Origin of the sequence: Bradyrhizobium canariense (genome assembly GCF_019402665.1) — a bacterium.
GTDB lineage: Bacteria > Pseudomonadota > Alphaproteobacteria > Rhizobiales > Xanthobacteraceae > Bradyrhizobium > Bradyrhizobium canariense.
Genome location: NZ_VSST01000020.1, coordinates 218,756 through 240,830 on the forward strand (window position 1 = coordinate 218,756; position 22,075 = coordinate 240,830).

Below are 22,075 nucleotides of genomic sequence, written 5' to 3' on the forward strand. Positions count from 1 at the left end.
GGCGCAGAGCACCCCGGTGCCATTCGAATCGGCGTCTTGTCTTTTTTCGGTACAACATGGTTCAAATACTGATGCAGAAAGTCCACACGTTAACCGATAATTAACGATAGGTCTTGCCGCCGGCGCGGCGACTTGGTTTGATCACGTCCATGAGCACAACCCTGATCGAGGTCCGGCCGGCCAAAGCCGCAGATGCAACTGCGGTGGCGTCCACCCATGACGAAGCCTGGCGCTCCGCCTATCAGGGCATCATTCCCGGCGCCGAACTGGAGAAGCTGATCAACCGCCGCGGTCCGCAATGGTGGGACAGTGCGATCCGCAAGGGCAGCCGCGTCAGCGTGCTGGTGTTCGGCGACAAGATCGCAGGCTACGCCAATTACGGCCGCAACCGCGCCCGCAGCCTGCATTTCGACGGCGAGGTCTACGAGCTCTATCTGCGTCCCGAATTCCAGGGCCTGGGCTTTGGCCGCCGGCTGTTCACCGCGGCCCGCCGCGACCTGATGCAGAGCGGCCTGAAGAGCATGGTGGTGTGGGCGCTCTCGGACAACGATCCGGCCACCGAGTTCTACCGTGCCCTGGGCGGCCGCATGGTGGCGCGCTCCTCGGAGCGTTTCGGGCCGAAGTCGCTCGACAAGGTTGCCTTCGCTTGGACCAATTGAGCTGCTGAAGTCCGCTCGGCAGCGTTTCCCTTCCGTCGATACCGTTGCCGTTTGAGCCGGTGATCGCTGGATTCATTATTTCACAAAAACGCGATGGATCAGCGGGCCAAGCCCGCGTATGACAGCGCCAAAATCGCTGCCGGGTGCGATTTAACCTTGGCAACAACGGAGCCTTGAATGCGTATCGATGCGGTCTCGATCGGGAAAAACGTACCCCACGACGTCAACGTCATCATCGAAGTCCCCGTGGGCGGCGAACCGATCAAATACGAGATGGACAAGGAAGCCGGCACGCTGGTGGTCGATCGTTTCCTCTACACCCCGATGCGTTACCCCGGTAACTACGGCTTCATCCCGCACACGCTGTCCGATGACGGCGATCCCTGCGACGTCCTCATCATCAACACCCGCGCCATCATCCCCGGCGCGGTCATGAGCGTGCGTCCGGTCGGCGTGCTGTTCATGGAAGACGAGGCCGGCGGCGACGAGAAGATTTTGGCGGTGCCCTCGTCCAAGCTCACCCAGCGCTATGACAAGGTGAAGTCGTATTCCGACCTGCCGGATATCACGCTCCAGCAGATCCAGCACTTCTTCGAACACTACAAGGATCTCGAACCCGGCAAGTGGGTGAAGATCCTGCGCTGGGGCGGCCCGGAGGATGCGCACAAGCTGATCCTCGAAGGCATCGATCGCGAGAAGAAGAAGAACGGGTAAAGCTACCGCGTCGAGCGATGGTGTGCTCCCTCGCCCCGCAAGTGGCGAGGTGAACTACACCGCCGGCTTCGGCAGCCCTGCGATCGCGCAGGCCGCGCGCAACGTGTTCACGAGCAGGCACGCGACCGTCATCTGACCGACGCCGCCCGGCACCGGCGTGATGGCGCCAGCCACGGCGAGCGCTTCCTGATAGGCAACATCGCCAACGAGACGCGTTTTGCCGTCGTCCTTCGGGATCCGGTTGATGCCGACGTCGATCACGGTCGCCCCCGGCTTCAGCCAGTCGCCGCGCACCATCTCTGACTTTCCGACCGCGGCGTAGACGAGGTCTGCGCGCCTCACGAGCCCGGGCAGGTCACGCGAGCGCGAATGCGCGATGGTCACCGTGGCGTTCTCGTTCAGCAACAGCTGCACCAGCGGGCGGCCGACGAGGTTGGAGCGGCCGATGACGATGGCGTTCATGCCTTCGAGCGAGGCATGCACGCTCTTGGTCAAAATGATGCAGCCGAGCGGCGTGCAGGGCGACAGCGCCTCGAAGCCGCCTGCGAGGCGGCCGGCATTGTTCGGATGCAGCCCATCGACATCCTTAGCGGGATCAATGGCATTGACGACGGCCTCGGTGTTGAGGCCCTTGGGCAGCGGCAATTGCACCAGAATACCGTGCACGGCGGGATCGCGGTTAAGTTTTGCGACGAGCGCCAGGAGATCTGCTTGCGAGACGTCGGCCGGCAGCTTGTGCTCGAACGAGGCCATACCGGCGGCCTGGGTCTGGGTGTGTTTCGAGCGCACATAGACCTCGCTGGCCGGGTCGCTTCCGACCAGAACGACCGCAAGGCCCGGTACCAGATTGTGCTCGCGCTTGACGCGTGCGACCTCGTCGGCGACGCGGGCGCGAAGTTCCGCGGCGATGACTTTTCCGTCGATGATCTTGGCGGTCATGTCAGTTCCCTCAGTCCGTCGATTTGGCTGATGCGAGCAGGCGCAGCGCTTCGCCGAGCCGCGCCGGATCGCCGTCGACCGCGATCTGCTTCAGCCGCGAGGTCGCTCCCGACAGGAGTTTGACGCTGGCCTTCGGCACGCCCAGCGATTTCGCCAGCAGCACCAGAACGGCCTTATTGGCCTCGCCGCCATCCGCGATAGCGCGCACACGCACCTTGAGCACGCTGCGGCCATCGGAGAGCTGCTCGATCCCGTCGATATCGTCGCGGCCGCCGCGCGGCGTCACCCGCAGCGCGATGCTGATACCTGCGGCCCCGTAACGCCAAGGTTCCTTGATGACAAGGTTCTTTGGCAACCCAGGGCGCTCCAGCCTGCTTAGATCACGTTCGGGTAGATGTAATACAGGATCACCCGCTCGATGAACATGATGAGCAGGATCAGGATGATCGGCGAGATGTCGAGGCCGCCGAGGCTGGGCAGGAAATTGCGAATCGGCGCCAGGACCGGCTCCGTGATCCGGTACAGGAACTCCGCCACTGCCGACACGAACTGGTTGCGGGTGTTCACGACGTTGAAGGCGATCAGCCAGGACAGGATCGCGGACGCGATCAGCAGCCAGACGTAGAGGTCGAGCACGATGATGACGATGTCGAGAACGGCACGCATGGCTTTTAAAAACTCTGGCTTCGGTCGGGATTGACGTCTTTTGCTAGATATCGGTTCCCCCCGGTCCAAACAAGGGAAGTCGGTGCCGGGATGGCTAAAACCGGGTTACAGCCGTCCTTGACTTGACCTTGGCGGGGACTTAAATGGCGCCCGGTTGTCGGCCGCATTGACCAGAGCGGCCTACAAAAGGGGCCATAGCTCAGCTGGGAGAGCGCGTCGTTCGCAATGACGAGGTCGGCGGTTCGATCCCGCCTGGCTCCACCAGCCTTCGCTCGCTTCGCGAGCTACGGCTCGGCAAGCCCGGACAGTCCCTCGTAGCGAAACGAGCGAAGGCTGCCGCGGCGTAGCCCGCAGGGCGAAGACGGACTGCCGACGAATCCCTCCTACTTCCCCGTAAACCTCGGCGGCCGCTTCTCCATGAAGCTCGCGACTCCCTCCCGGAAATCGCTGCCGTTCAGCGCTACCATCATGTCCCGATTGGCTTCGATCGTCGCCTCCGCCAGCGTCTGGAACGGCACCTCGTAGAGCTGCCGCTTGATCACGGCCATCGCGCTCGGCGAGACGAAATCGGCGAGGTCGCGCGCATAGGCGTAAGTCTCCTCGCGCAGCTTCTCGGGCGAGCAGAGCCGGTTCACCAGCCCGATCCGCAGCGCCTCGTCACTCGAAACACGGCGTGCCGAGAGCAACAGATCCATCGCATTGGCGTGGCCGACGATTCGCGGCAGCATCCAGCTGATGCCGTGCTCGGCGATCAGGCCGCGCCGCGCGAAGGCGGTGGTGAACACGGTGTTGTCGGCGGCAAAGCGCAGGTCGCAATAGAGCGCGTGGACGAGGCCGATGCCGGCGGTTGCGCCGTTGAGCATGGCGATGACAGGCTTTCCGATCGACGGGTAGAAGCCATAGCGCGTCTGCCAGTCGGGCCGCCGGTTCATGTCGAAGGGCGGCAGGTTCGACGCGCGCCTGACATCATCGGGGTCGAGCCCCTTCAATGCGTCCATGTCGGCACCGGCGCAGAAGGCGCGGCCCGCGCCGGTGATGACGATGACGCGAACGTTGTCATCGGCGCTCGATGCTTCCATCGCATGGCGCACGTCGCGCTCCATGATGGGCGTCCACGCATTCATGCGGTCGGGACGGTTGAGCGTGATGGTCGCGACCTTGTCGCTGACCTCATAGAGAATGTGTTCGTAGCCCATGGCGCTCTCCCTTTGTTTGCCGGCGCAGTTTCGCGCGCGCACGTTGACAACGAGCCTACCATACAAGGGGATGAGAAGAGCTTGTGCTAAGGCGCGATCACTCGGCCGCTTGCGCCAGCAACGGCCGGCGCGTCAGCCAGCCGTCGACGAAATGATCGAGCCAAGCGCGTTCCGCGGCATCGTAGATCGCACGGTCCGCGAAATGATGATGCCGCTGTCGCGCGCCGGGCGCGCTGAGACCGTCATAGCCCCGGGTGGTCCAGCGATGCATCATCGCGTAGGTCACGTCGGGATGGAACTGCACGCCGAAAGCGTTGCCGGTGCGGAATGCCTGCACCGGAAAATCATCGCCTTCGGCAAGCAGTTCAGCGCCAACCGGCAACTCGAAGCCTTCGCGATGCCAATGATAGACCCGCGCCGGCCAATTCGGGCAGAGCCCGTGTCCCGCTGCTGTCGGGCGAATCGGATAGTAGCCGATCTGGGTCAGCGCGTCGGCATGCGGCGCGACGCGGGCCCCCAACTGCTTCGCCAGCATCTGCGCGCCGAGGCAGATGCCGAGGAACGGCCGCTGTTCGCGGAGCGGAATTTCGATCCAGTCGATCTCGCGGCGGATATAGTCGTCGGGATCGTTCGCGCTCATGGGACCGCCGAAGACCACAGCGCCGGCATGCTGGTCGAGGGTCTGGGGCAGCGGATCGCCGAACCGGGGACGGCGGATGTCGAGACGATGGCCGAGCGCGCGCAGCGCATTGCCGACGCGGCCGGGCGTCGAGGATTCCTGATGCAGGATGATCAGAACCGGCAACCGGGTTTCGGAGGCGGCGACATTCGGCGTCCTTCTGGGGAAGGGCACCGCTTCTGCGCCACCAAACCTGTTCGTCCGGAACGACATGGTCTCTGCGAGTGCTATCGGTTCAGACCGCCAGCATAACTAAGCGATCGTTAATTTCGTGTGAGTTTGCGCACACACCCACCCGATAGAAAGCAAGCTCCGGGCCACGACCGACCGAGAGCTCGCTTTAGTGTCTTTGCCTCTGAAACCAGCTGGTGGCAGACAGAATGAAGCCGCGCGGGAAGAAGCGCAGCGCGAATGGCACGACCTTGATGCCCAGACCGGGGAGCACTGCCCGCTTGTTGGCCATCAGGCCGCGATAGGCCTGCCGTGCGACCTCGGCGGCAGGAACATTGAGAAGGGCCGTATCATGTCCGGACCCAACGCGGGCACGGGCCTGGAATTCGGTGGGCACCGGGCCCGGGCAAAGGACGGTGACGCGAACGCCGCGCGGTGCAAGCTCCGCCCGCAAGGCCTCGGTGAAGGAAATGACATAAGCCTTGGACGCGTAATAGACGGCCATGCCGGGGCCGGGCAGAAAGCCGGCGACCGACCCGACGTTGAGAAGACCGCCCTTGTTCCTGATCAGCTGATCGGCAAAGCGCAGCGACAGATCCGTCAGAGCCCGGACATTGACATCCACGATGCCGACCTGCTCGACGCGGTCGCGCTCGATTGCGTCACCGAATACGCCAAAGCCGGCATTGTTGACGAGATTGTCGAGCTCGACACCTTCGGCAGCGAGTGCGGCGGCGATCTTCTCGCCGGCATCCGCGTCCTGGAGATCGCAGGCGATCACGATCGGCTTTTTGCCGCCGTTGGCGGCGAGCTCGTTCGCGAGCGCCTCGAGCCGGTCCGCGCGTCGCGCCGTCAGCGCAAGACGGTGTCCGTTCGCGGCGAACACACGCGCCAGCTCCGTGCCGATGCCCGCCGAGGCACCGGTGATCAACGTTACCCGCTCAGTCACGATCGAGATCTCTTGAATTGAAGTTTTTGGCCCCGGAATGCTGGAACGAGAGCATAGGCCGAGCGCGACAGGCAAGCGGCGCCGCCGCATAGCCACTTGAGCGGGAAACGGGGGAAGCAGGCAAACCACGGATTTACAGGAGAAATCCGGAACCCGGACAGCCCGAGGCTACATTAAAGTTTCGTCATGTGACCTGCACAACCGTCAATTGGCGGTGTTGGCACGGATCACCCACCGACCGCGTCGTCCTTGACCTGGCCGCCGGCACGATCTGCGACCGCGTGCTTCAGGTCGATCCGGTCGCGTTGCGAAATCCCGAGCAGGTCGGAAGCGCGCCAGACCACATTATCCTCGAACTCGGTAACCTGGCCGTCGGCGTAGACCAGCTCCCACATCATCTGGACGACGCGCTTGCGGCCCTCTTCGTCGAGCGAGCGCATCATGATGCTGGTGAAGTGATAGAGGTCGACCGCCTCGCCCTCGACCTCCGTCGCATCCGCGATCAGGCGATCCGCGGTGCCGCGATCGAGCCCGAAGTGGCTTTCGATCAAACTGTGCAACTTGCGCTGCTCGGCAGCAGTCGGCTGGCCGTCCAGCGAGATCACGTGAACGAGCAGCGCGGTCGCCGCCAGCCGGTAATCACTGTCACCGAATGCGCGGTCCTGGGCATGGGGAGCAACAATGTCGGCGATGAATTGGCGCAGGCCGTCGAGCATAAGGTCCTACCGAAATCGATGAAGCCGCGGAGCGCGACTGCTACCAGCATTATATGAGCAGGAAACCCAACCGGCGCAACGTGCGTCAGTTCCGCGCGCCGCATTACGTTTCGGCAATCTGGGAGCGTTGGTTTCTGGAGGGCGGCTAAATCGTCTCTCCGACGTCGTCCTGGCGAAGGGCCAGGACCCATTACCCCAGGGCGTAGTTTGGCGAAGACTGGTTGTGGTCCGGTACGCCGACCATCCGCAATCGATAGATTCCGCGGTATGGGTCCTGGCCTTCGCCAGGACGATGTGGGGGGCAACACCTCACGGTATCTCGTACACCACCATCTTGTCGGCGATGCCGCGCAGGGCGGCCTGCTTCTGGATCGGCCTGATTTCGCGCTGCTTGAGGACTTCGGCGACTGCCGGTGCATCGAGCACCGGGCCGGTGATGTGGATCTCCTGCGCGGTCGAGAGGCTCTGCACGCGGGCGGCGATGTTGACGGTCTGGCCGAAATAATCCTGCCGCTCGTTCAGCATCACCGCGAGGCACGGACCCTCGTGGATGCCGATCTTGACGATGAGATCGGCGGTGCCGCGCTTTTTGTTGAGCTCGTCCATCGCCGCGCGCATCCGCAAACCCGCCGCGATCGCATGCTCGGGACGGACGAAGGTCGCCATCACGGCGTCGCCAATGGTCTTCACCACCGCGCCTTTCTCCGACGAGATGATCTCGAGCAGTGCATGGAAATGCGCGCGCACGAGGTCGAAGGCGGCGAGATCGCCGACGCGCTCATAGAGTGCGGTCGATCCCTTCAGATCGGTGAACAGGAAGGTCAGCGAGGTGATCTGGAGCCGCTGGTCGAGACTGAGATTGTCCGCCTTGAACACGTCGCGAAACGTCTGGTTCGACAGCATCCGCTTGGCGGTCAGGAACGGCTTGCGCTTGCCGATGAGGTGATGGAGTGCCTCGGCCGCGATGAAGACCGACGGCAGCACGCGTACGCCGGCCTGGTTCTCCAGCGACAGCCGCAGCGGGCCCGGCCGCATGGTCGTGGTTCCCGTCGGCGCCTGCACCCTGTTGTACATGATGGCGAGCTGCTGACGGTCCTTGGTCGGCTCGCCCTGCACGTCGATGAAATGGGCCGCGTGAGTCACCGGTTCGAAGATGATGATGAAATCGTTCGGCAGTTGCAGCGACATGGTCGCCTTCTCGCCGGCCGGCAGCTCCATCGTATCCAGCGTCACCTCGTTGGCGAGCGTCGCGAACGATTCCTTGTTGAAGTCGACGCCGGAACTCCAGAACACCTGCTTGAAGTACTCCCACACCGGAAGCGTATCAGGATCATGCGCCGCAATGCGCCGGACACGTGAATTGACGGTGAAGGAGACTTCGACCTGATCATCGACGGAGGCCTTGTAGCCGCAGGCGCACAGCGCACAATGATAATCATCGGGCTTGAGCGCCTTCAGGGTCGAGTGCGCACCCAACACGCCGCCGCAGCCCGGGCACAGCACATTCCAACCCAGATCGAACAGGCCGAGCCGCGCCGAATGCAGGAATGCCGAGATCGCGTGCTCTTCATCGAGACCGTGCTGCTTCGCGAAATCGAGGGCATTGACGCGGTTGAGCTCGTGATCTTCGCCGTCCTCGATGAGGCGCGCGATCGCGTCGACCACTTTCGCATCGGCGGTCTGCTTCAGAACGGAAAACTGGGCCTGGATATCGCTCATGGCGCAACTCTATCTGGTGTGGATCACGCCGTCCGCCAGGCGAACGCCTGTCACCGACGCGTGATGCGGAACAGCGGCGAACGGTCCGGCTGGGTCGTGACGACGCCGAGCGGAATGACAGGGCTGGTATCGGCAAGCTCGACACGGAACGCACCGATCAGCCGGGCCAGCGCCAGCACGGATTCGGCTTGCGCGAATGGTGCGCCGACGCAGACGCGCGGACCCGCGCCAAAGGGCAGATAGGCAAACCGATCGGGTGCTTCCGTCGACATGAAGCGTTTTGGAATGAACGCGTTCGGCTGATCCCACAGCTTCTCGTGCCGGTGCAGCAGCCACGGCGCGATCATGATGATGTCGCCCTTGCCGATGGCGACGCCGGCCGCGTTGTCCTTCTCGCGCGCGGCCCGGGCGATCAGGAAGGCCGGCGGATAAAGCCGCATGGTCTCCTCGATCGCGGCGCGGGTGAACTTCTGGCGATCGATGTCGGCCATGCTGTCGAGATGTTCGCCTCGCGTCTCGGAGGCGATCTCCTCCTGCGTATCGGGATCGAGCGCGAGCAGATAGAGCGCCCAGAATAGCGCGGTCGCCGTGGTCTCGTGACCCGCGAGGATCATGGTTGCGACTTCGTCGACGAGTTGCTCGTCCGAAAAGCCTTTGCCGGTTTCGGGGTCCCGCGCCTCGTCCATGAGATCGAACAGATCGCGCGGCGGCGCACCGTCCTTCTTGCCCATCTCCCGCCGCTCGGCGATCAGTATCGCGACGAATTCAGTCCAGCGCTTGCGGAAACGGGCGCGGGCAAAATCCATCGGGCTCGGCCAGGACAGCGGCAGCACCATGTCGAGCAAGTACGGCCGTCCGAGCCGGGCTCCATACTCCATGACGAAGTTGCGCAAGGTCGGACCATGCCGGTCCATGCCGAACGAGAACATGGTGCGTCCGGCGATCTCCAACGTCATACGCTGCATGATCTCGCGCAGATCGACCGGCTCGCTCGTCCGTCCGTCGAGCTTCGCGATGGTCTCGTCGAGCACCGCCGTCATGTGCGGAACGAGATTTGCCGTCGCACGCGGCGTGAACGCCGGCGCGAGAGTGCGGCGCTGAAACGTCCACGAATGGCCCTCCGCAATCAGAAGACCGTCGCCGAGCACGGGACGAAGCATGCGGATGCCCGCCGGGGTACGCGAATAATTCTCGTAATTGCTGAGCAGGACATGCCGGATCGCATCCGGCTGGTTCAGGATGAAACTGTTGCGGAAGAAGAAGCGGCCCTCGATGACGTCTTCCTCGTAGGCGCGCTGGCCCCAGGTCGCGATCATGTTCCGCTTGATCACGGCTAGCCGGCCGAGGAACGACATGTCGTCGGGCGCACGCGGCGGGGTCGGAGGGACGATGGGCCGACGCACGCTGGCGATGTTCATGGCTCGCTCCCGCAGAGGTGACGCAGGCAATTAGCTAGTAAGTCAGCTCGGCAATCGCAATCCTGTTCTCGGAGGCAGGCCAGGCGCGTGCCACAATTCGTTCTTCGCCAAATTGGGCCACGATGTTACGCCCCACCTCGCCGGCCGGAAGGCGCAGTGTTGCTGTCGAATCTGTGGGCACACCCGATTTGACGTCCGCCGGCTCCTTGCCGTCGAGCAGCACCACATCCCGCGGCAGGCCGAAATAGCCGCGCGGACGCGACATGATCACCACAGCCCCGGCGTCCTTGTCCGCGGGCCCGAGCGGACGCGCGGCGCGCAGATGCACGACGTCCGACGAGCGCGGGAAGGGTGAGCGGTAGATATGCGTCGTCGGCGCATCCGGCGATGCGACGACGAATTCGAGCGACCAGGAAGGCTCGACCTGCGCCGGTCCCCAGCGGCCGTCGGCACCGGTCTTCGCACTGTGGACGGCGTTGCCCTTGCGCTCACCGGTTTCAGGATCGACCCGAAACACGTCGACGGTTGCGCCGGCCACCGGCCGGTTGGTCGACACGCCGCCGGGCGCGCCGGTAACAAGCCCACTCAGCTTCACGCTCTGCTCCGGGACAATCGCGATTCGCGCGGGCTCGCGGGCGGCGATGAATTTGTAGATCTCGCGGAAGGCCCGGGGGTGGAACGCCACCTCGCGATGATCGAGCGCGCCGAGCACGAGGTTGGCCGCCCCCTTCAACTCCGGACCTTCGACGTTGACGCCGGTCGGCGTGCCGGGCTTGCCGATGAAACGGCCATCGGCCTGCGCGTATTTGTCCATGCCGTCGCTGCGCAAGGTGAGGAAGGCAACACCCGGTGTCACCTCGCTCTCGCCCTCGTTCAAGCCGCGCAGGAACGCGCCGCGGCCGTTGAACTCGCTGTTGAGCTGGTCGTCGGTCGCGAACACGCCGTGATTGGGCGTGCCGCACAGCACGGCATGGCTGACACCGCCGGGGCCGCCGTTCTTGATGACGTTGCGGATGGCATAGCCGCCGCGCGAGCTGCCGACCAGCGCCACGCGGGACCCACCCGTGCGACGCTTCAAATCGGCTATGGCGGCGGCGAGCTCGCGGCGCTGGTCCTCGGTCGAGGAGCGACCCGCCTGCTCGACCTTGTCGTCACTTCGTGCATTGGGATCGGTGAAATTGATCGCCATCATGCGGTCGCGCGCGATGCCGTTGGATTCCATCCGCCACAAGGTCGTCATCCAGAGCGCGTCGTATTCGCCATTGCCGTGGACGAACAGGATCGGCGGCACCTCGCTCGGCGCAGCGGGCGCGGGTTGAGCCAACGCGCCCGTCCGCAAGCTCGCAATTGCGAAGGGCAAGCTGCCGGCCCCTAGCATGATCATTCGTCGTGACAGCTTCATCTGTTCCTCCGCCGCAAAACCATCTCTGTGCACCGCTTATACCGGCCTAACCACTGGACAGCGAAGGACTTTCGCAGGCATCACTGAACTTGCCGGAATCGCCCAAAGACCACTCCAAGACGACTTCAAGACTACTTCTGCCAGCCCATCTGGAAGGGGATATGACCGAGCAGACGAACCGCCAGAAAATTGCGACCGACGGCATCATGGCGCCGCTGCGGTACACCGTGTTCCGGCGCATCTGGCTCGCCAGCCTCCTCTCCAATCTCGGCCTACTGATCCAGGGCGTGGGCGCCGCCTGGGCGATGACGCAGATGGCGGCCTCGGCGGACAAGGTGGCGCTGGTGCAGACCGCTTTGATGCTGCCGATCATGCTGATCTCGATGCCGGCCGGCGCCATCGCCGACATGTATGATCGCCGCGTCGTCACCCTGATCGCGCTCATGATCGCGCTGACTGGCGCGACCGCGCTCACGGTCCTGGCCTGGTTCAACTACATTTCTCCGGAAACGCTGCTCGCGTTCTGCTTCGTGGTCGGCAGCGGCAACGCGCTGTTCGGCCCGGCCTGGCAATCCTCGGTCAGCGAGCAGGTGCCGCCCGATGCCCTGCCGTCGGCCGTCGCGCTGAACGGCATCAGCTACAACATCGCGCGCAGCTTCGGTCCGGCGGTCGGCGGTGTCATCGTCGCCGCGCTCGGTGCGGTGGCGGCGTTTGCGTGTAACGCGATCCTCTATTTGCCGTTGCTGGTGGTGCTGCTGCTCTGGCGGCGCAACACCGAGCCCTCGCGGCTGCCGCGGGAGAAGCTCAACCGCGCCATGGTGTCGGGCTTCCGCTACATCACCAATTCGCCGCCGATCAAGATCGTGCTGTTGCGCACGCTGGTGATGGGCCTGATCGGCGGCGCCATCATGGCGCTGATGCCGCTGGTCGCGCGCGATCTGCTGCATGGCGGCGCGCAGACCTACGGTATCATGCTCGGCGCCTTCGGGATGGGGGCCGTGGTCGGTGCGCTCAACATCCACGAGTTACGCAAGCGCATGAGCGGCGAAGCCGCGATCCGCGCCTGCACCATTTCGATGGCGTTTGCGATGGCTGCGCTCGCCGTGAGCACCGAGCCGGTGCTGACCGCGGCTGCCCTGGTGCTCGCCGGCGCGGTCTGGATGGCCGCCGTCGCACTGTTTAATATCGGCGTGCAGCTCTCGGCGCCGCGCTGGGTCGCCGGCCGCTCGCTCGCGGCGTTCCAGGCCTCGATTTCGGGCGGCATCGCGGTCGGCGCCTGGGGCTGGGGCCATCTCACCGACTATGCCGGCGTCGAGGTCGCGCTGCTGACGGCTGCCGGCCTGATGCTGATCTCGCCGGTGCTGGGGATCTGGCTCACGATGCCGCGCGTCGGCGCCCGTAACGAAGACGCCGATTTGCTAGCGGATCCGGAAGTCAAACTGTCGCTCACGGCACGCAGCGGGCCGCTGGTGGTCGAGATCGAATACCGCGTCGCCCAAGACAACGCCCGCGCCTTTCACAACGTGATGCAGGACGTGCAGCTCTCTCGTCAGCGCAACGGTGCTTACGGCTGGTCGATCGCGCGCGACATCGCCGATCCCGAATTGTGGACCGAGCGTTACCACTGTCCGACCTGGCTCGACTATCTACGCCAGCGCAACCGCTCGACCCAGTCCGAACGCGCTCTGCATCAGGAGGCGATCGATTTCCACATCGGCCCCGATCCGGTGCGGATCCGCCGCATGCTCGAGCGTCCGTTCGGCTCGGTGCGCTGGAAAGAGGAGACGCCGGACCAGGCGGCAAGTGAGGTGCTGCCCGTGGTCGCCACTGCGGCGGGAAGCAGCACGTAGGGTTTCGCGAGTCCGTAGCGACGTCTTACTGCCCGTGATCCGTCAGCACCTTCTCGCAGCCTTTGGTGAGCCGCGTACGGTTTTGCTTGAGGCAGGCGAGCACAGCCTGATCGCCATTGTTCATCACCGGGCGGCAGAAGCGCGTCACATCGCGCGCACAGGCGTCGTGACCGGGCTGCTGCGCGGACGCAGCCGATGCAAACAGGATCAATGGAATGATGAAAAGAAATCTGGTCATCGCGTAATGCCTCTTACCCGGAAGATGTGCGGGCGAAGCTAGAGCGACGATCCCGAAGCCGCAACGGCTTTATTGGCAGGCGGGCTTGCGCTGCCGCGTGGCCCCGGCTTGACGCCGGGGCACATCGCGAGGGGAGCTAACCGACGCAACGACGCTATCGTTGCTGTTACTGAGCGTCCTGGGCGTCAGCGACCTTGCGTGACGCGCCGCCCTTGGCGAGGTCCTTGTCCATCACCGCACGGCAACCGGCGCTCAGATCCGAACGATGCTTCATCATGCACGCCGTGATCTTCGGGATGTTCGGGATTTCCGACGAGCACAGGCGGAAAGCGTCGCCGGTGCACTGCTGCTGGGCTTCGGACGAGAAGGCGAAGCTGGAGCCGGTCGAGGCGATCGAGAGGATGGCGGCAAAGCCCAGAGCCAGGCTGGTGTCGCGGATCTTGCTACTCAAGGACTTGGTGTTCAGAGACTTGGTGTTCAGCGAGTTGGTCATTTGAAGCTCCCATTGGCACCGCTGGAAGCGGGCCCGTTGTTGATGGGATCGACCATGCTCCAGCAAAACAGTTTCCACTGTGATGACGGTCACGGGAGGCCCACCCTCTGTGACTATGGTCACGTTGGCGCACCTCGCTGAAATTCCTTCATATCCGCTGTCGTGTTGGTGTCACGTTAACTGTTCCTTCGCATTAATGGCTCGTCGAGCGGGAAATTCCGCCGGTTTGGTTGCGTAATTGGAAAGAATGGCGATGCGTAATGCGTTGGGCCTGATGCTGGCCAGTGTAGTTGCGGCGGTCGTGATTGCCGCCGGCGGTTGGTTTTATTATTCCTCGCGCGCCGACCAGGCCGCTCCCAAGACGATTGCCGCCCGTGCCGCCGATCAATTGCCGGCACAGGCGAAGCTCGCCGCCAAGGACGACGTCACGACCACGGCGGCGATTGCGGCCAAACCGGCGGCAGCCGCCCCGGCCGCCGCACCCGCGCCGATGCCGGTTCAGCAGAAATCGACCTGCGCCAATCCCAACGCGCTCGGCGTCTCCCGCGTGGTCGAGATCGACACCACCGGCGGTCCGGGCTTCGGCTTCGATCATTTCAAGCAGTTCGACTTCCTCACCGACAAGGAGGTCGTGCTGACGTTCGACGACGGTCCCTGGCCGGTCAACACGCCCGCCGTGCTGAAGGCGCTCGCGGATGAATGCACCAAGGGCCTGTTCTTCTCGGTCGGCAAGCATGCGACCTACCATCCGGAAATCCTTCGCCAGGTGCTGGCGCAGGGCCACACGGTCGGCACTCACACCTGGTCGCACGTCAACCTGAACGGCAAGAAGATGACCGAGCAGATGGCCAAGGACGAGGTCGAGAAGGGTGTTAGCGCCGTGAAATACGCGCTCGGCACCAACCCGGCACCGTTCTTCCGCTTCCCGCAGCTGCAGCACAATCCGGCGATCGTGAGCTATTTCGGCACCCGAAACGTCGCGATGTTCTCGACCGACATCGACTCCTTCGACTTCAGGAAGGGCGCCACGCCGGAGAAGATCATCGAGACCGTGATGACCAGGCTCGACAAGCTCGGCAAGGGCATCATCCTGATGCACGACTTCCAGAAGCATACCGGCGAAGCCATGCCTGCACTGCTCGCGCGGCTCAAGGCCGGCGGCTACAAGGTCGTGCAGATGAAGGCCAAGACGACGCTCGAGTCGCTGCCAGAATATGACGAGGCATTGCTGAAGGACCTGAAGGTGCCGACCTCGAGCGCACGTCCGATCGGGAGCGTGGTGCAGACGGTTTCGCAGTAGCGCGTCCAGTCCGATCCAAATCTCTTGCGTCATGGCCGGGCTTGTCCCGGCCATATGCTTTTTGAGAGCAGGCACCTTACCAGTAGATGCCGTGGCGATGCAGCTCGCTGATGATGCGGCCTTCGGTCCAGCTGCGCTTGTGCTTCGACTTGTCCGCCTTGGCCGTCGTCTTCGCGGCGGGTTGGGTCGTCGTCGCGAGCGCTGAGGTCGTCGCGGTCGTCGGTGTGGGAGTCGCCGCAGGCGCAGTGAGCGAAACCGCCGGCGGGCGATCGAGATATTTCGGAGCTTCGGCGGCTGGCGCTGCTTCGCTCACCTGCGTCGGCGCGGCAGCGAGCGTCGGCGCCGTTTGCTGAACCGAAGCCGGCTCGCTCACCGCGGACAGCGACAGGCTGCGCGGGCCTCCGGCCTGGGCAGAGGCAGAGACCAGCACCATAGCGGCCACCAGAATGATCTTGCGCATATGAAATCTCCCCGTGTTTGGCGTGAGCTGGACACTAGGGGAGCCAATCGCGAGTTTATGTGATCACGATCACTCAGACTGCCGTGCGATACTGAATCCTCCGACGGTGAGGCAATGGCCGCGCTCTACCGGATTCATCTGCACCAGCGCGCTCATGGTGACCAAATGCGCCGGTCACAACGCCTGGCTTGGGGAGATCAAATGAGCTGGGGCGCTGGTGCCGCAAGAGGGATTCGAACCCCCGACCCCGTCATTACGAATGACGTGCTCTACCAACTGAGCTATTGCGGCGAACCCTGCCGGGGCCCGCGCGAGGCCGGTCCCGATACGCGCGCTCGTGATATCGGGCGGGGCCCGAATTGGCAAGGTGGAGCCGGCTCCCAAATGCCGCTCAGCCGCCCCAGCGAGACCAGAATCCGCGCCAGCCGCCGGCCTGGGCCTTTGCTTGGTCCCTGGGCGTGCCGATTTGTTCCGTAAATTCATCGCTCGGGCCCTCGTCGTCGATCCCGGGATCATCCGGGGCGCGGACGATCGGGATGACGGCGGGAATAGGTGCTTGCGTGGGCTTGCCAAGGTCGGCGCGGGTCCGGAACACCGGCGTCGCGGCTACCGGCGATGATTCGGCGATCTCAGGGGCCGGTTTGACCGGCTCGGCTGGCGCGGCCGGCTCTCCCTTTGCCGCTTCGTTGGCAGTTTCCTCGGTGGTTTCCTTGGCGTCCTCCTTGGCTTCAAGAGGCGGCGAATTGTCCTGCGCAGCAGGCACCGGATCCGGCGCCATGACAGCCGGTTCCGCCGGGCTTTCGCTCGGGGCCGCCGTCACCCGCTTCGGCGGCGGAGCCGCCAGCATGGCTTCCTCGAAGGCTGAGGATTCGATCATCGCGCCCCTGTTGGAAGGAAGACTGGCGACCGGCGTTTGCCACTGGAACGCGTCGAGGCGACCGGTGACCGGGGAAACCGGACGCCAGCGATCGCTGACATAACCGTCCGCGGTCCAGGCTGGATCATGGCGGGCGCGCACCGCGCGCAAAGTCCAGGCGCGGGCCCGGCCGCCGTCACCATGCTCGGTGCGCTCGATCTCCGCCATCAGCAGCGCCACGCGCTGGGTCGGATCGTTGACGTAAGGCGCCAGCACCGCGCGCGCACGGGCGAACTCGGACGCATCGATCGCGGCGCGCGCGATCGCCAGCTGGCCCTCGACATAACCAGTCTTGTCGGCAGGAATTTTGGCGGCGAGCGTCTCGACCCGCTGCAAGCGCTGCCGCGCGGAATCGCCGAGCTTCACATGCGCATAGGCATCCGCAAGATCAGGATGCGGATTGGCGAGCCAGGCAGTTTCCACCAGCTTCATGGCGCGGCGCACCTGATGCGCCTCGCTCTCGAATTTTGCAGCGAGCACCGCGGCCGGAACCAGGGTCGGCGCGAGCTTGACCGCCTGCATCACGCTCTCGCGCGCGACGTCGCGGTCCATCGTTTCCAATTCCAGCGCGCGGGCGGCGAGCAGCACGCCGCGCTGGCGGCGATAGGCCTGCTTGTCGATCAGGCCCGCGGACAGATTCGAATCGAGGATCGCGAGCGCGCCGCTCCAGTCGCCGCGCGCGCAGCGGAAGCCGAGCACCGCATGCGAGGCCCAGGTCGAGGACGGCGACAGCTTGATCGCTTCCTCGGCAATCATCACGGCGCCGACCGCATCGTCGGCGCGCTGCGCCTCGATGAACAGGCCGCGCAGACCGAGCAGGCGCGTGTCCTCGCGCTCGGCCATGGCACGGAAGACGCGCTGGGCTTCGTCGCGATTGCCCTCGAGTTGCGCGGATTGCGCGTGCAGGAGAAGCGCGAGCGGATCGTTTGCGGCCAGCCGCCGCGCGGTATCGGCGTGGCGACGAGCAAGCGCGGTGTCGCCATGGCCGATCGCAAGCAGGCCGTGGGTGATGGCGTGGCGGCCACGCGCATGACGCTTTTCGTGACGACGGCGGCGCAGACGCCCCGGAGCGCGCCAGGCCATCGTCAGCAGGCTCCAGACCAGCACGACTGCCGCGGCAAAGAGGCCAAGCAAGAACACAAATCTGGGAAGCGTCGTTGTGGCGCGGAAGGCGCCTGCGGTCAGGACGAGGTCGCCAGGCTGATCGGCGACCCAGGCCGCGCCGGCCGCCGCCAGCGCGATCAGGACGAGGAAGAGGACGATGCGAAGCATGACGATCCCTATACGCGCTGATTGTTGCGCGAACCTTTATTGACCAGGCTTGACGAGATCCGCCATGGCGGCGTCGGCGAATTTGCGTGAGGCGGCGAGCGCCGCGTCACGGGCATCGGCCTTGTCGAGCCAGGCTTGCGCCGGTGCACGATCGGCCTCGGGCAGCGTCTTCAACTCGCGCCGTGCCTCGACGAAATCGTTGCGCAACGCAGCCGCCGTCACCCGCGCGACGATGGCGCCGCGATCGTTGCCGACCCCGTCGGTACGCTCGATGCGGACGAGTTTTGACGCCCCTGCCTGAAGGCGCTCGACGATGCCGGTGCCGCTGGCCGGAGCTTCCGCCGGCGGCGACAATTTTGGCACGATGTTGAGGAGCTCGCGACTCAATGCGACCGGCGTCGGAATGCCTGACGATGCAAAGGTGTCGAGCGGCTTCAGCATATCTGGCTTTGCTGCCAGCGACCGCGCGGCGGCGAGCTGCGACTCGAAGGCATCGCCGTGGCGAACGGCGACGTCGAGCAGGGCCGCCGCCACCACATGGCGCAGCGGCTTGTCGTCCATCGTTTTCGCGTCGGCGATCTTCTCGCTTTGCTGTGCGAGTTCCGCACGTTCGGTCTTGCTGGCACGTTCGAGCTGAGCGAGGCGGTCGTTGAGAGCGGCAAGATCGGGCGCGGCAGCGCGCGGCGCCGATGTCGCGTCGTTCAGGGCGCTCGCAGTCTTGTCGGATTGTGCGCGCAGATTGGCAATCTCGCTGCGCAGGCTCGTTGCGGATTTCTCCAGCGCATCGATCCGCGCCACCATGGCCGGATCGGCGGCAGGCTTGCCCGCCTTGGCTTCGACCGCGGCAATGCGTCCGCTTAGCGCGTCGACGGCTGCGCCCGTCACTTGCGGAGCAGCCGGCGGTGCCTGCACCGCGGGCCAGCCCAGTATCCAGCCGACCGCGATCACAATTGCGGCTGCGACAGCGCCGGAGAACGGCGCGATAACCCAAGGCGAAATCGACGGCGATACCGATGCGGACGCAACGGAAGACTCCTCCGCGGCAGGTTCGGGCTGCGGCTCGGCATTAGCTTCTTCGGACTTGGCTTCTTCAGACTTGTCCTCTTCGGACTTGGCCAGCTCATGCGCGGCCTGTTGGGTCGCTGCCTCAGGCTCGCCCGCCACCTCCTGCGGCTGGGTCGAGACTTCCGTCGCCTCGAGGTCGATGGTGGGCGGGATGCGCTTGGCGCGGCCGGACTCGGGAGCCAATCCTGCGTCTTCAGGCTTGTCGTCGGCCATCGTGACGGTTCCTCACACTTACCTGCCCTGAACGAACGGACCCGATTGCGTCGGATTCGGCCCGACCTCTTACGCCAAACGGGTGCGCAAAGCACGCTCCAAGGTGTCAAATAAGGCATTTTCGTCCGGCGTCGCCGCCACCAGAACCTGCGAGGCACCGGCCTCGCGCAGCACGCCGGCGACGGCCTCGGACAGGCAGCATTGCGGGATCGCCAGAGCCGAGATTTCGACGCCTTCGCCCCGCGCGGCCTCCAGGAAAGCCCGCGCACTGCGCCGGGAGTAGTGCAGCACCGCCCTGATCCCATGGGCGGCAAAGCCCTCACAGACATCGCGCGGCAACAGCTTGACCGGCGCCATGCGATAGGTCGTGTGCGTGACGACGTTGAAGCCTTCGGCGCTCAGCTCGCCTCCGAGGTCGCGCGACAGATCCGCGCCCGCGAGATAGAGCAACGTGCCCTTTTTCTTCAGCCGCTTGTCGCGCGCGCTCTGCATCACCTTGTCGCGCAGGGCAGTACCGTCGCCGCCGGCGACGATCACCTCGGCAAAGCCGGCATCGCGCGCGGCGGCGGCCGTGTGCTCGCCGACGGCAAACAGCGGCAGCTCCAGGAGACCAAGGTCCTGCAATTGCGGCGCGACGGCACGGATCGCATTGGCCGACGTGACGATGACGGCGCTGTAGCTCGTTTCACTCTCGGCATGGAAGGCGACCGGTTCGAACTTGAGCACCGGCGCGAGCAGCACCACATGACCCCGTGCACGCAGATTTTCCGACGTCGCCTCATTGTCGGGATGCGGCCGTGTGACAAGAATGGACATCGCTTGTGTTCCCGAACCACGTGGCGGTGGCGCTTTCACGAGGAACGGCCGCGCGTGACGATTGCGTTGGCCGACCCCGGAATGCTACCGGACGTACCAGAACTCTGCTTTGCGGATGAGCGCAAGGGGGGGTGAGAAGGGCGCAAATTGGATAACAATTCGCCAATGCTGGTACTGGGCATCGAAACCACCTGCGACGAGACCGCCGCGGCGGTGATCGAGCGTGCGCCTGACGGCGCAGGCAAGATCCTGTCGAATATCGTGTGGTCGCAGGTCGAGGAGCATGCCCGTTTCGGCGGCGTGGTACCGGAGATCGCGGCCCGCGCCCATGTCGACCTGCTCGACGGCATCATCGACCGCGCCATGCACGAGGCCGGCATCGACTTCGCCCAGCTCGACGGTGTCGCGGCCGCCGCGGGCCCAGGACTGATCGGTGGTGTCATCGTCGGGCTCACCACCGCGAAGGCGATCGCGATGGTGCACGCCACGCCGCTGGTCGCGGTGAACCATCTGGAGGCGCATGCGCTGACGCCGCGCCTGACCGACGCACTCGAATTTCCCTATTGCCTGTTTCTCGCCTCGGGCGGCCATACCCAGATCGTCGCCGTCACCGGCGTCGGCCAGTATGTGCGGCTCGGCACCACCGTCGACGATGCGATCGGCGAGGCCTTCGACAAGGTCGCGAAGATGCTGGGACTGCCCTATCCGGGCGGACCGCAGGTCGAGCGCGCGGCGAAGAGCGGCGATCCCGCGCGATTTGCGTTTCCGCGGCCGTTGCAGGGACGCCCCGACGCCAACTTCTCGCTATCGGGATTGAAGACGGCGGTGCGCAACGAAGCAAGCCGGTTGGCCGAGATCACACCGCAGGACGTCAACGATCTCTGCGCGAGCTTCCAGGCTGCCGTGCTCGATTCCACCGCCGACCGGTTGAGCGTAGGTCTCAAACTTTTCCGCGAGCAGTTCGGCGCACCGCGCGCGCTTGTGGCGGCCGGCGGCGTCGCCGCCAATCAGGCGATCCGCGACGCGCTGCATGACGTTGCGAGGAAAGCCGGAACACAATTGATCATGCCGCCGCCGGCGCTCTGCACCGACAATGGTGCAATGATCGCTTGGGCCGGCGCCGAACGTCTCGCACTCGGCATGACCGACACGATGGAAGCACAGCCTCGCGCGCGCTGGCTGCTCGATGCGAACGCGACGGCACCGGCCGGATACGGCAAGACGCGCGCGGGATTCTAGCAATGACAGCGTTCCAATCGATTGCGGTGATTGGAGCCGGCGCCTGGGGCACGGCGCTGGCGATGGTGGCGGCTCGGGCCGGACGGAACGTGACGCTGTGGGCGCGCAATCCCGAGCACGCGACGCGAATCGCATTGAGCCGCGACAATCCGCGGCTGCCGGGCGTGCGGCTTGCTCCGGATATCGTCGTGACGAGCGATCTGGCCCTCGCCGCGCAGGCGGACATGCTGCTGATCGCGGTGCCCGCGCAGCATCTGCGCGGTGCTGTCAACATGCTCGCCTTGCACCTGGAAAAGCCGGTGCCGATCATTGCCTGCGCCAAGGGCATCGAGCACGGCACCCATAAATTCATGACCGACGTGATCGCCGAGGCCGCGTCCCACGCGCAGCCGGCGATCCTGTCGGGCCCGAGCTTTGCCGACGATGTCGCGCGTGGTCTGCCGACCGCGGTCACGCTGGCGGCGAGGGACGAAGCGCTGGCCAACAGCCTGGTGCAGGCGCTGGGCTCGACGACCTTCCGGCCCTATCACTCCACCGATGTCCGCGGCGTCGAGATCGGCGGCGCCGCCAAGAACGTGCTGGCGATCGCGGTCGGCATCGCGGTCGGGCGCAAGCTCGGCGCTTCCGCCCAGGCCGCCCTCACCACCCGCGCCTTTGCCGAGCTGACACGCCTCGGCCGCGCGCTCGGCGCACGCAGCGAAACACTCACGGGCTTGTCTGGCCTCGGCGATCTGATCCTGACCTGCTCGAGCCCACAATCGCGCAATTTCGCGCTCGGCCTGGCGCTTGGCCGCGGCGATCAGCCGCCCGCCGGCAAGCTTGCCGAAGGCGAATTCACCGCGCCGGTCCTGATCGAGCTCGCGGCTTCGCAAAACATCGAAATGCCAGTATCGGAAGCCGTCGCATCGATCCTGACCGGCAGAAGCACGATCGACGCCGCGATCTCGGGGCTCATGACGCGACCTTTCAAGGCAGAGGAATGAAC

At 65.0% G+C, this 22,075-nt stretch carries 22 protein-coding genes and 2 tRNA genes; 7 read left to right on the forward strand and 17 right to left on the reverse strand.

Translation table 11 applies throughout. The features are described 5' to 3' along the window. Window positions 1-149 precede the first annotated feature (149 nt). Together FXB41_RS11775 and ppa are read left to right on the forward strand one after the other, a co-directional pair. Entirely contained in the window at window positions 150-659 is a 510-nt protein-coding gene (locus FXB41_RS11775) for a GNAT family N-acetyltransferase (protein WP_007598725.1), read from the forward strand. Between the two features lie 177 nt (window positions 660-836). Further along, on the forward strand, window positions 837-1,373 hold the full coding sequence (ppa, locus tag FXB41_RS11780) for an inorganic diphosphatase (protein ID WP_211394934.1): 537 nt from the start codon (window positions 837-839) through the stop codon (window positions 1,371-1,373). A 54-nt stretch (window positions 1,374-1,427) separates the two neighbouring features. On the opposite strand, the gene folD is transcribed toward ppa, so the two are convergent. The 3 genes from folD to FXB41_RS11795 are packed head-to-tail and all read right to left on the reverse strand — an operon-like array spanning window position 1,428 to window position 2,978. Continuing rightward, on the reverse strand, window positions 1,428-2,312 hold the full coding sequence (gene folD / locus FXB41_RS11785; RefSeq protein ID WP_007598723.1) for a bifunctional methylenetetrahydrofolate dehydrogenase/methenyltetrahydrofolate cyclohydrolase FolD: 885 nt from the start codon (window positions 2,310-2,312) through the stop codon (window positions 1,428-1,430). A 10-nt stretch (window positions 2,313-2,322) separates the two neighbouring features. Then, window positions 2,323-2,667 carry a DUF167 domain-containing protein gene (locus FXB41_RS11790; RefSeq protein WP_007598722.1) on the reverse strand — a complete coding sequence of 115 codons (345 nt, stop codon included), beginning with the start codon at window positions 2,665-2,667 and terminating at the stop codon, window positions 2,323-2,325. A 20-nt stretch (window positions 2,668-2,687) separates the two neighbouring features. After that, complete coding sequence (locus FXB41_RS11795) at window positions 2,688-2,978, reverse strand: YggT family protein (RefSeq protein ID WP_007598721.1); 291 nt, start codon at window positions 2,976-2,978, stop codon at window positions 2,688-2,690. A 188-nt stretch (window positions 2,979-3,166) separates the two neighbouring features. Between FXB41_RS11795 and FXB41_RS11800 the strand changes: the two genes are divergently transcribed. Continuing rightward, window positions 3,167-3,242, forward strand: a tRNA-Ala gene (locus FXB41_RS11800). A gap of 119 nt (window positions 3,243-3,361) precedes the next feature. Here the strand turns inward: FXB41_RS11800 and FXB41_RS11805 are convergent. From FXB41_RS11805 to FXB41_RS11835, 7 genes are all read right to left on the reverse strand, one after another. Next, window positions 3,362-4,174 (reverse strand): enoyl-CoA hydratase, encoded by an 813-nt coding sequence (locus FXB41_RS11805; protein ID WP_007598716.1) that lies wholly within the window; start codon window positions 4,172-4,174, stop codon window positions 3,362-3,364. A 97-nt stretch (window positions 4,175-4,271) separates the two neighbouring features. Continuing rightward, on the reverse strand, window positions 4,272-5,066 hold the full coding sequence (locus FXB41_RS11810) for a glutamine amidotransferase (protein ID WP_219681858.1): 795 nt from the start codon (window positions 5,064-5,066) through the stop codon (window positions 4,272-4,274). A gap of 127 nt (window positions 5,067-5,193) precedes the next feature. Continuing rightward, a complete protein-coding gene (locus FXB41_RS11815; protein WP_219681859.1) occupies window positions 5,194-5,973 on the reverse strand; it encodes an SDR family NAD(P)-dependent oxidoreductase in 780 nt (259 codons plus the stop codon). A gap of 227 nt (window positions 5,974-6,200) precedes the next feature. Continuing rightward, complete coding sequence (locus FXB41_RS11820; protein WP_007598711.1) at window positions 6,201-6,689, reverse strand: tellurite resistance TerB family protein; 489 nt, start codon at window positions 6,687-6,689, stop codon at window positions 6,201-6,203. Window positions 6,690-6,998: 309 nt separating this feature from the next. Then, entirely contained in the window at window positions 6,999-8,408 is a 1,410-nt protein-coding gene (locus FXB41_RS11825) for an adenylate/guanylate cyclase domain-containing protein (protein ID WP_007598710.1), read from the reverse strand. Between the two features lie 50 nt (window positions 8,409-8,458). Further along, window positions 8,459-9,826, reverse strand: a complete 1,368-nt coding sequence (locus tag FXB41_RS11830; RefSeq protein WP_007598709.1) for a cytochrome P450 — start codon at window positions 9,824-9,826, stop codon at window positions 8,459-8,461. A 34-nt stretch (window positions 9,827-9,860) separates the two neighbouring features. Then, window positions 9,861-11,228 carry a hydrolase gene (locus FXB41_RS11835; protein WP_219681860.1) on the reverse strand — a complete coding sequence of 456 codons (1,368 nt, stop codon included), beginning with the start codon at window positions 11,226-11,228 and terminating at the stop codon, window positions 9,861-9,863. A gap of 161 nt (window positions 11,229-11,389) precedes the next feature. Between FXB41_RS11835 and FXB41_RS11840 the strand changes: the two genes are divergently transcribed. After that, window positions 11,390-13,078, forward strand: coding sequence for an MFS transporter (locus tag FXB41_RS11840; protein WP_007598707.1), 1,689 nt, complete (start codon window positions 11,390-11,392; stop codon window positions 13,076-13,078). A gap of 25 nt (window positions 13,079-13,103) precedes the next feature. Here FXB41_RS11840 and FXB41_RS11845 read toward each other — a convergent pair whose 3' ends face one another. Together FXB41_RS11845 and FXB41_RS11850 are read right to left on the reverse strand one after the other, a co-directional pair. Further along, window positions 13,104-13,316, reverse strand: coding sequence for a hypothetical protein (locus FXB41_RS11845; protein ID WP_219681861.1), 213 nt, complete (start codon window positions 13,314-13,316; stop codon window positions 13,104-13,106). 166 nt (window positions 13,317-13,482) lie between these two features. Beyond that, window positions 13,483-13,809 (reverse strand): hypothetical protein, encoded by a 327-nt coding sequence (locus tag FXB41_RS11850; protein ID WP_007598705.1) that lies wholly within the window; start codon window positions 13,807-13,809, stop codon window positions 13,483-13,485. A gap of 253 nt (window positions 13,810-14,062) precedes the next feature. On the opposite strand from FXB41_RS11850, the gene FXB41_RS11855 reads away from it, so the two are divergent. Next, on the forward strand, window positions 14,063-15,109 hold the full coding sequence (locus FXB41_RS11855; RefSeq protein ID WP_007598702.1) for a polysaccharide deacetylase family protein: 1,047 nt from the start codon (window positions 14,063-14,065) through the stop codon (window positions 15,107-15,109). Between the two features lie 76 nt (window positions 15,110-15,185). Here FXB41_RS11855 and FXB41_RS11860 read toward each other — a convergent pair whose 3' ends face one another. The 5 genes from FXB41_RS11860 to FXB41_RS11880 form a co-directional block, all read right to left on the reverse strand. Further along, window positions 15,186-15,569, reverse strand: coding sequence for a hypothetical protein (locus FXB41_RS11860; protein ID WP_219681862.1), 384 nt, complete (start codon window positions 15,567-15,569; stop codon window positions 15,186-15,188). 215 nt (window positions 15,570-15,784) lie between these two features. Continuing rightward, window positions 15,785-15,860 (reverse strand) — tRNA-Thr (locus FXB41_RS11865). 100 nt (window positions 15,861-15,960) lie between these two features. Next, complete coding sequence (locus FXB41_RS11870) at window positions 15,961-17,757, reverse strand: heme biosynthesis HemY N-terminal domain-containing protein (RefSeq protein ID WP_219681863.1); 1,797 nt, start codon at window positions 17,755-17,757, stop codon at window positions 15,961-15,963. A 36-nt stretch (window positions 17,758-17,793) separates the two neighbouring features. Continuing rightward, the gene (locus FXB41_RS11875) at window positions 17,794-19,035 is read right to left on the reverse strand and encodes a COG4223 family protein (protein ID WP_007598690.1); all 1,242 of its coding nucleotides are present in this window, start codon (window positions 19,033-19,035) and stop codon (window positions 17,794-17,796) included. Between the two features lie 69 nt (window positions 19,036-19,104). Then, on the reverse strand, window positions 19,105-19,851 hold the full coding sequence (locus tag FXB41_RS11880) for a uroporphyrinogen-III synthase (protein ID WP_219681864.1): 747 nt from the start codon (window positions 19,849-19,851) through the stop codon (window positions 19,105-19,107). 165 nt (window positions 19,852-20,016) lie between these two features. Between FXB41_RS11880 and tsaD the strand changes: the two genes are divergently transcribed. Then, window positions 20,017-21,090, forward strand: coding sequence for a tRNA (adenosine(37)-N6)-threonylcarbamoyltransferase complex transferase subunit TsaD (gene tsaD / locus FXB41_RS11885; RefSeq protein ID WP_007598688.1), 1,074 nt, complete (start codon window positions 20,017-20,019; stop codon window positions 21,088-21,090). A gap of 2 nt (window positions 21,091-21,092) precedes the next feature. Continuing rightward, window positions 21,093-22,073: an NAD(P)H-dependent glycerol-3-phosphate dehydrogenase gene (locus tag FXB41_RS11890; RefSeq protein WP_007598687.1), complete on the forward strand. Its 981-nt coding sequence runs from the start codon at window positions 21,093-21,095 to the stop codon at window positions 22,071-22,073. The last annotated feature ends 2 nt before the right edge of the window (window positions 22,074-22,075 follow it).

Coding starts and splice junctions, on each gene's coding strand:
- FXB41_RS11850 (WP_007598705.1), bottom strand. CDS start 13,809: ATGACCAACTCGCTGAACACCAAGTCTCTGAACACCAAGTCCTTGAGT.
- FXB41_RS11880 (WP_219681864.1), bottom strand. CDS start 19,851: ATGTCCATTCTTGTCACACGGCCGCATCCCGACAATGAGGCGACGTCG.
- FXB41_RS11835 (WP_219681860.1), bottom strand. CDS start 11,228: ATGAAGCTGTCACGACGAATGATCATGCTAGGGGCCGGCAGCTTGCCC.
- FXB41_RS11890 (WP_007598687.1), top strand. CDS start 21,093: ATGACAGCGTTCCAATCGATTGCGGTGATTGGAGCCGGCGCCTGGGGC.
- FXB41_RS11840 (WP_007598707.1), top strand. CDS start 11,390: ATGACCGAGCAGACGAACCGCCAGAAAATTGCGACCGACGGCATCATG.
- FXB41_RS11860 (WP_219681862.1), bottom strand. CDS start 15,569: ATGCGCAAGATCATTCTGGTGGCCGCTATGGTGCTGGTCTCTGCCTCT.
- FXB41_RS11855 (WP_007598702.1), top strand. CDS start 14,063: ATGCGTAATGCGTTGGGCCTGATGCTGGCCAGTGTAGTTGCGGCGGTC.
- FXB41_RS11775 (WP_007598725.1), top strand. CDS start 150: ATGAGCACAACCCTGATCGAGGTCCGGCCGGCCAAAGCCGCAGATGCA.
- tsaD (WP_007598688.1), top strand. CDS start 20,017: ATGCTGGTACTGGGCATCGAAACCACCTGCGACGAGACCGCCGCGGCG.
- FXB41_RS11795 (WP_007598721.1), bottom strand. CDS start 2,978: ATGCGTGCCGTTCTCGACATCGTCATCATCGTGCTCGACCTCTACGTC.
- FXB41_RS11875 (WP_007598690.1), bottom strand. CDS start 19,035: ATGGCCGACGACAAGCCTGAAGACGCAGGATTGGCTCCCGAGTCCGGC.
- FXB41_RS11820 (WP_007598711.1), bottom strand. CDS start 6,689: ATGCTCGACGGCCTGCGCCAATTCATCGCCGACATTGTTGCTCCCCAT.
- ppa (WP_211394934.1), top strand. CDS start 837: ATGCGTATCGATGCGGTCTCGATCGGGAAAAACGTACCCCACGACGTC.
- folD (WP_007598723.1), bottom strand. CDS start 2,312: ATGACCGCCAAGATCATCGACGGAAAAGTCATCGCCGCGGAACTTCGC.
- FXB41_RS11825 (WP_007598710.1), bottom strand. CDS start 8,408: ATGAGCGATATCCAGGCCCAGTTTTCCGTTCTGAAGCAGACCGCCGAT.
- FXB41_RS11830 (WP_007598709.1), bottom strand. CDS start 9,826: ATGAACATCGCCAGCGTGCGTCGGCCCATCGTCCCTCCGACCCCGCCG.
- FXB41_RS11805 (WP_007598716.1), bottom strand. CDS start 4,174: ATGGGCTACGAACACATTCTCTATGAGGTCAGCGACAAGGTCGCGACC.
- FXB41_RS11845 (WP_219681861.1), bottom strand. CDS start 13,316: ATGACCAGATTTCTTTTCATCATTCCATTGATCCTGTTTGCATCGGCT.
- FXB41_RS11810 (WP_219681858.1), bottom strand. CDS start 5,066: ATGTCGTTCCGGACGAACAGGTTTGGTGGCGCAGAAGCGGTGCCCTTC.
- FXB41_RS11870 (WP_219681863.1), bottom strand. CDS start 17,757: ATGCTTCGCATCGTCCTCTTCCTCGTCCTGATCGCGCTGGCGGCGGCC.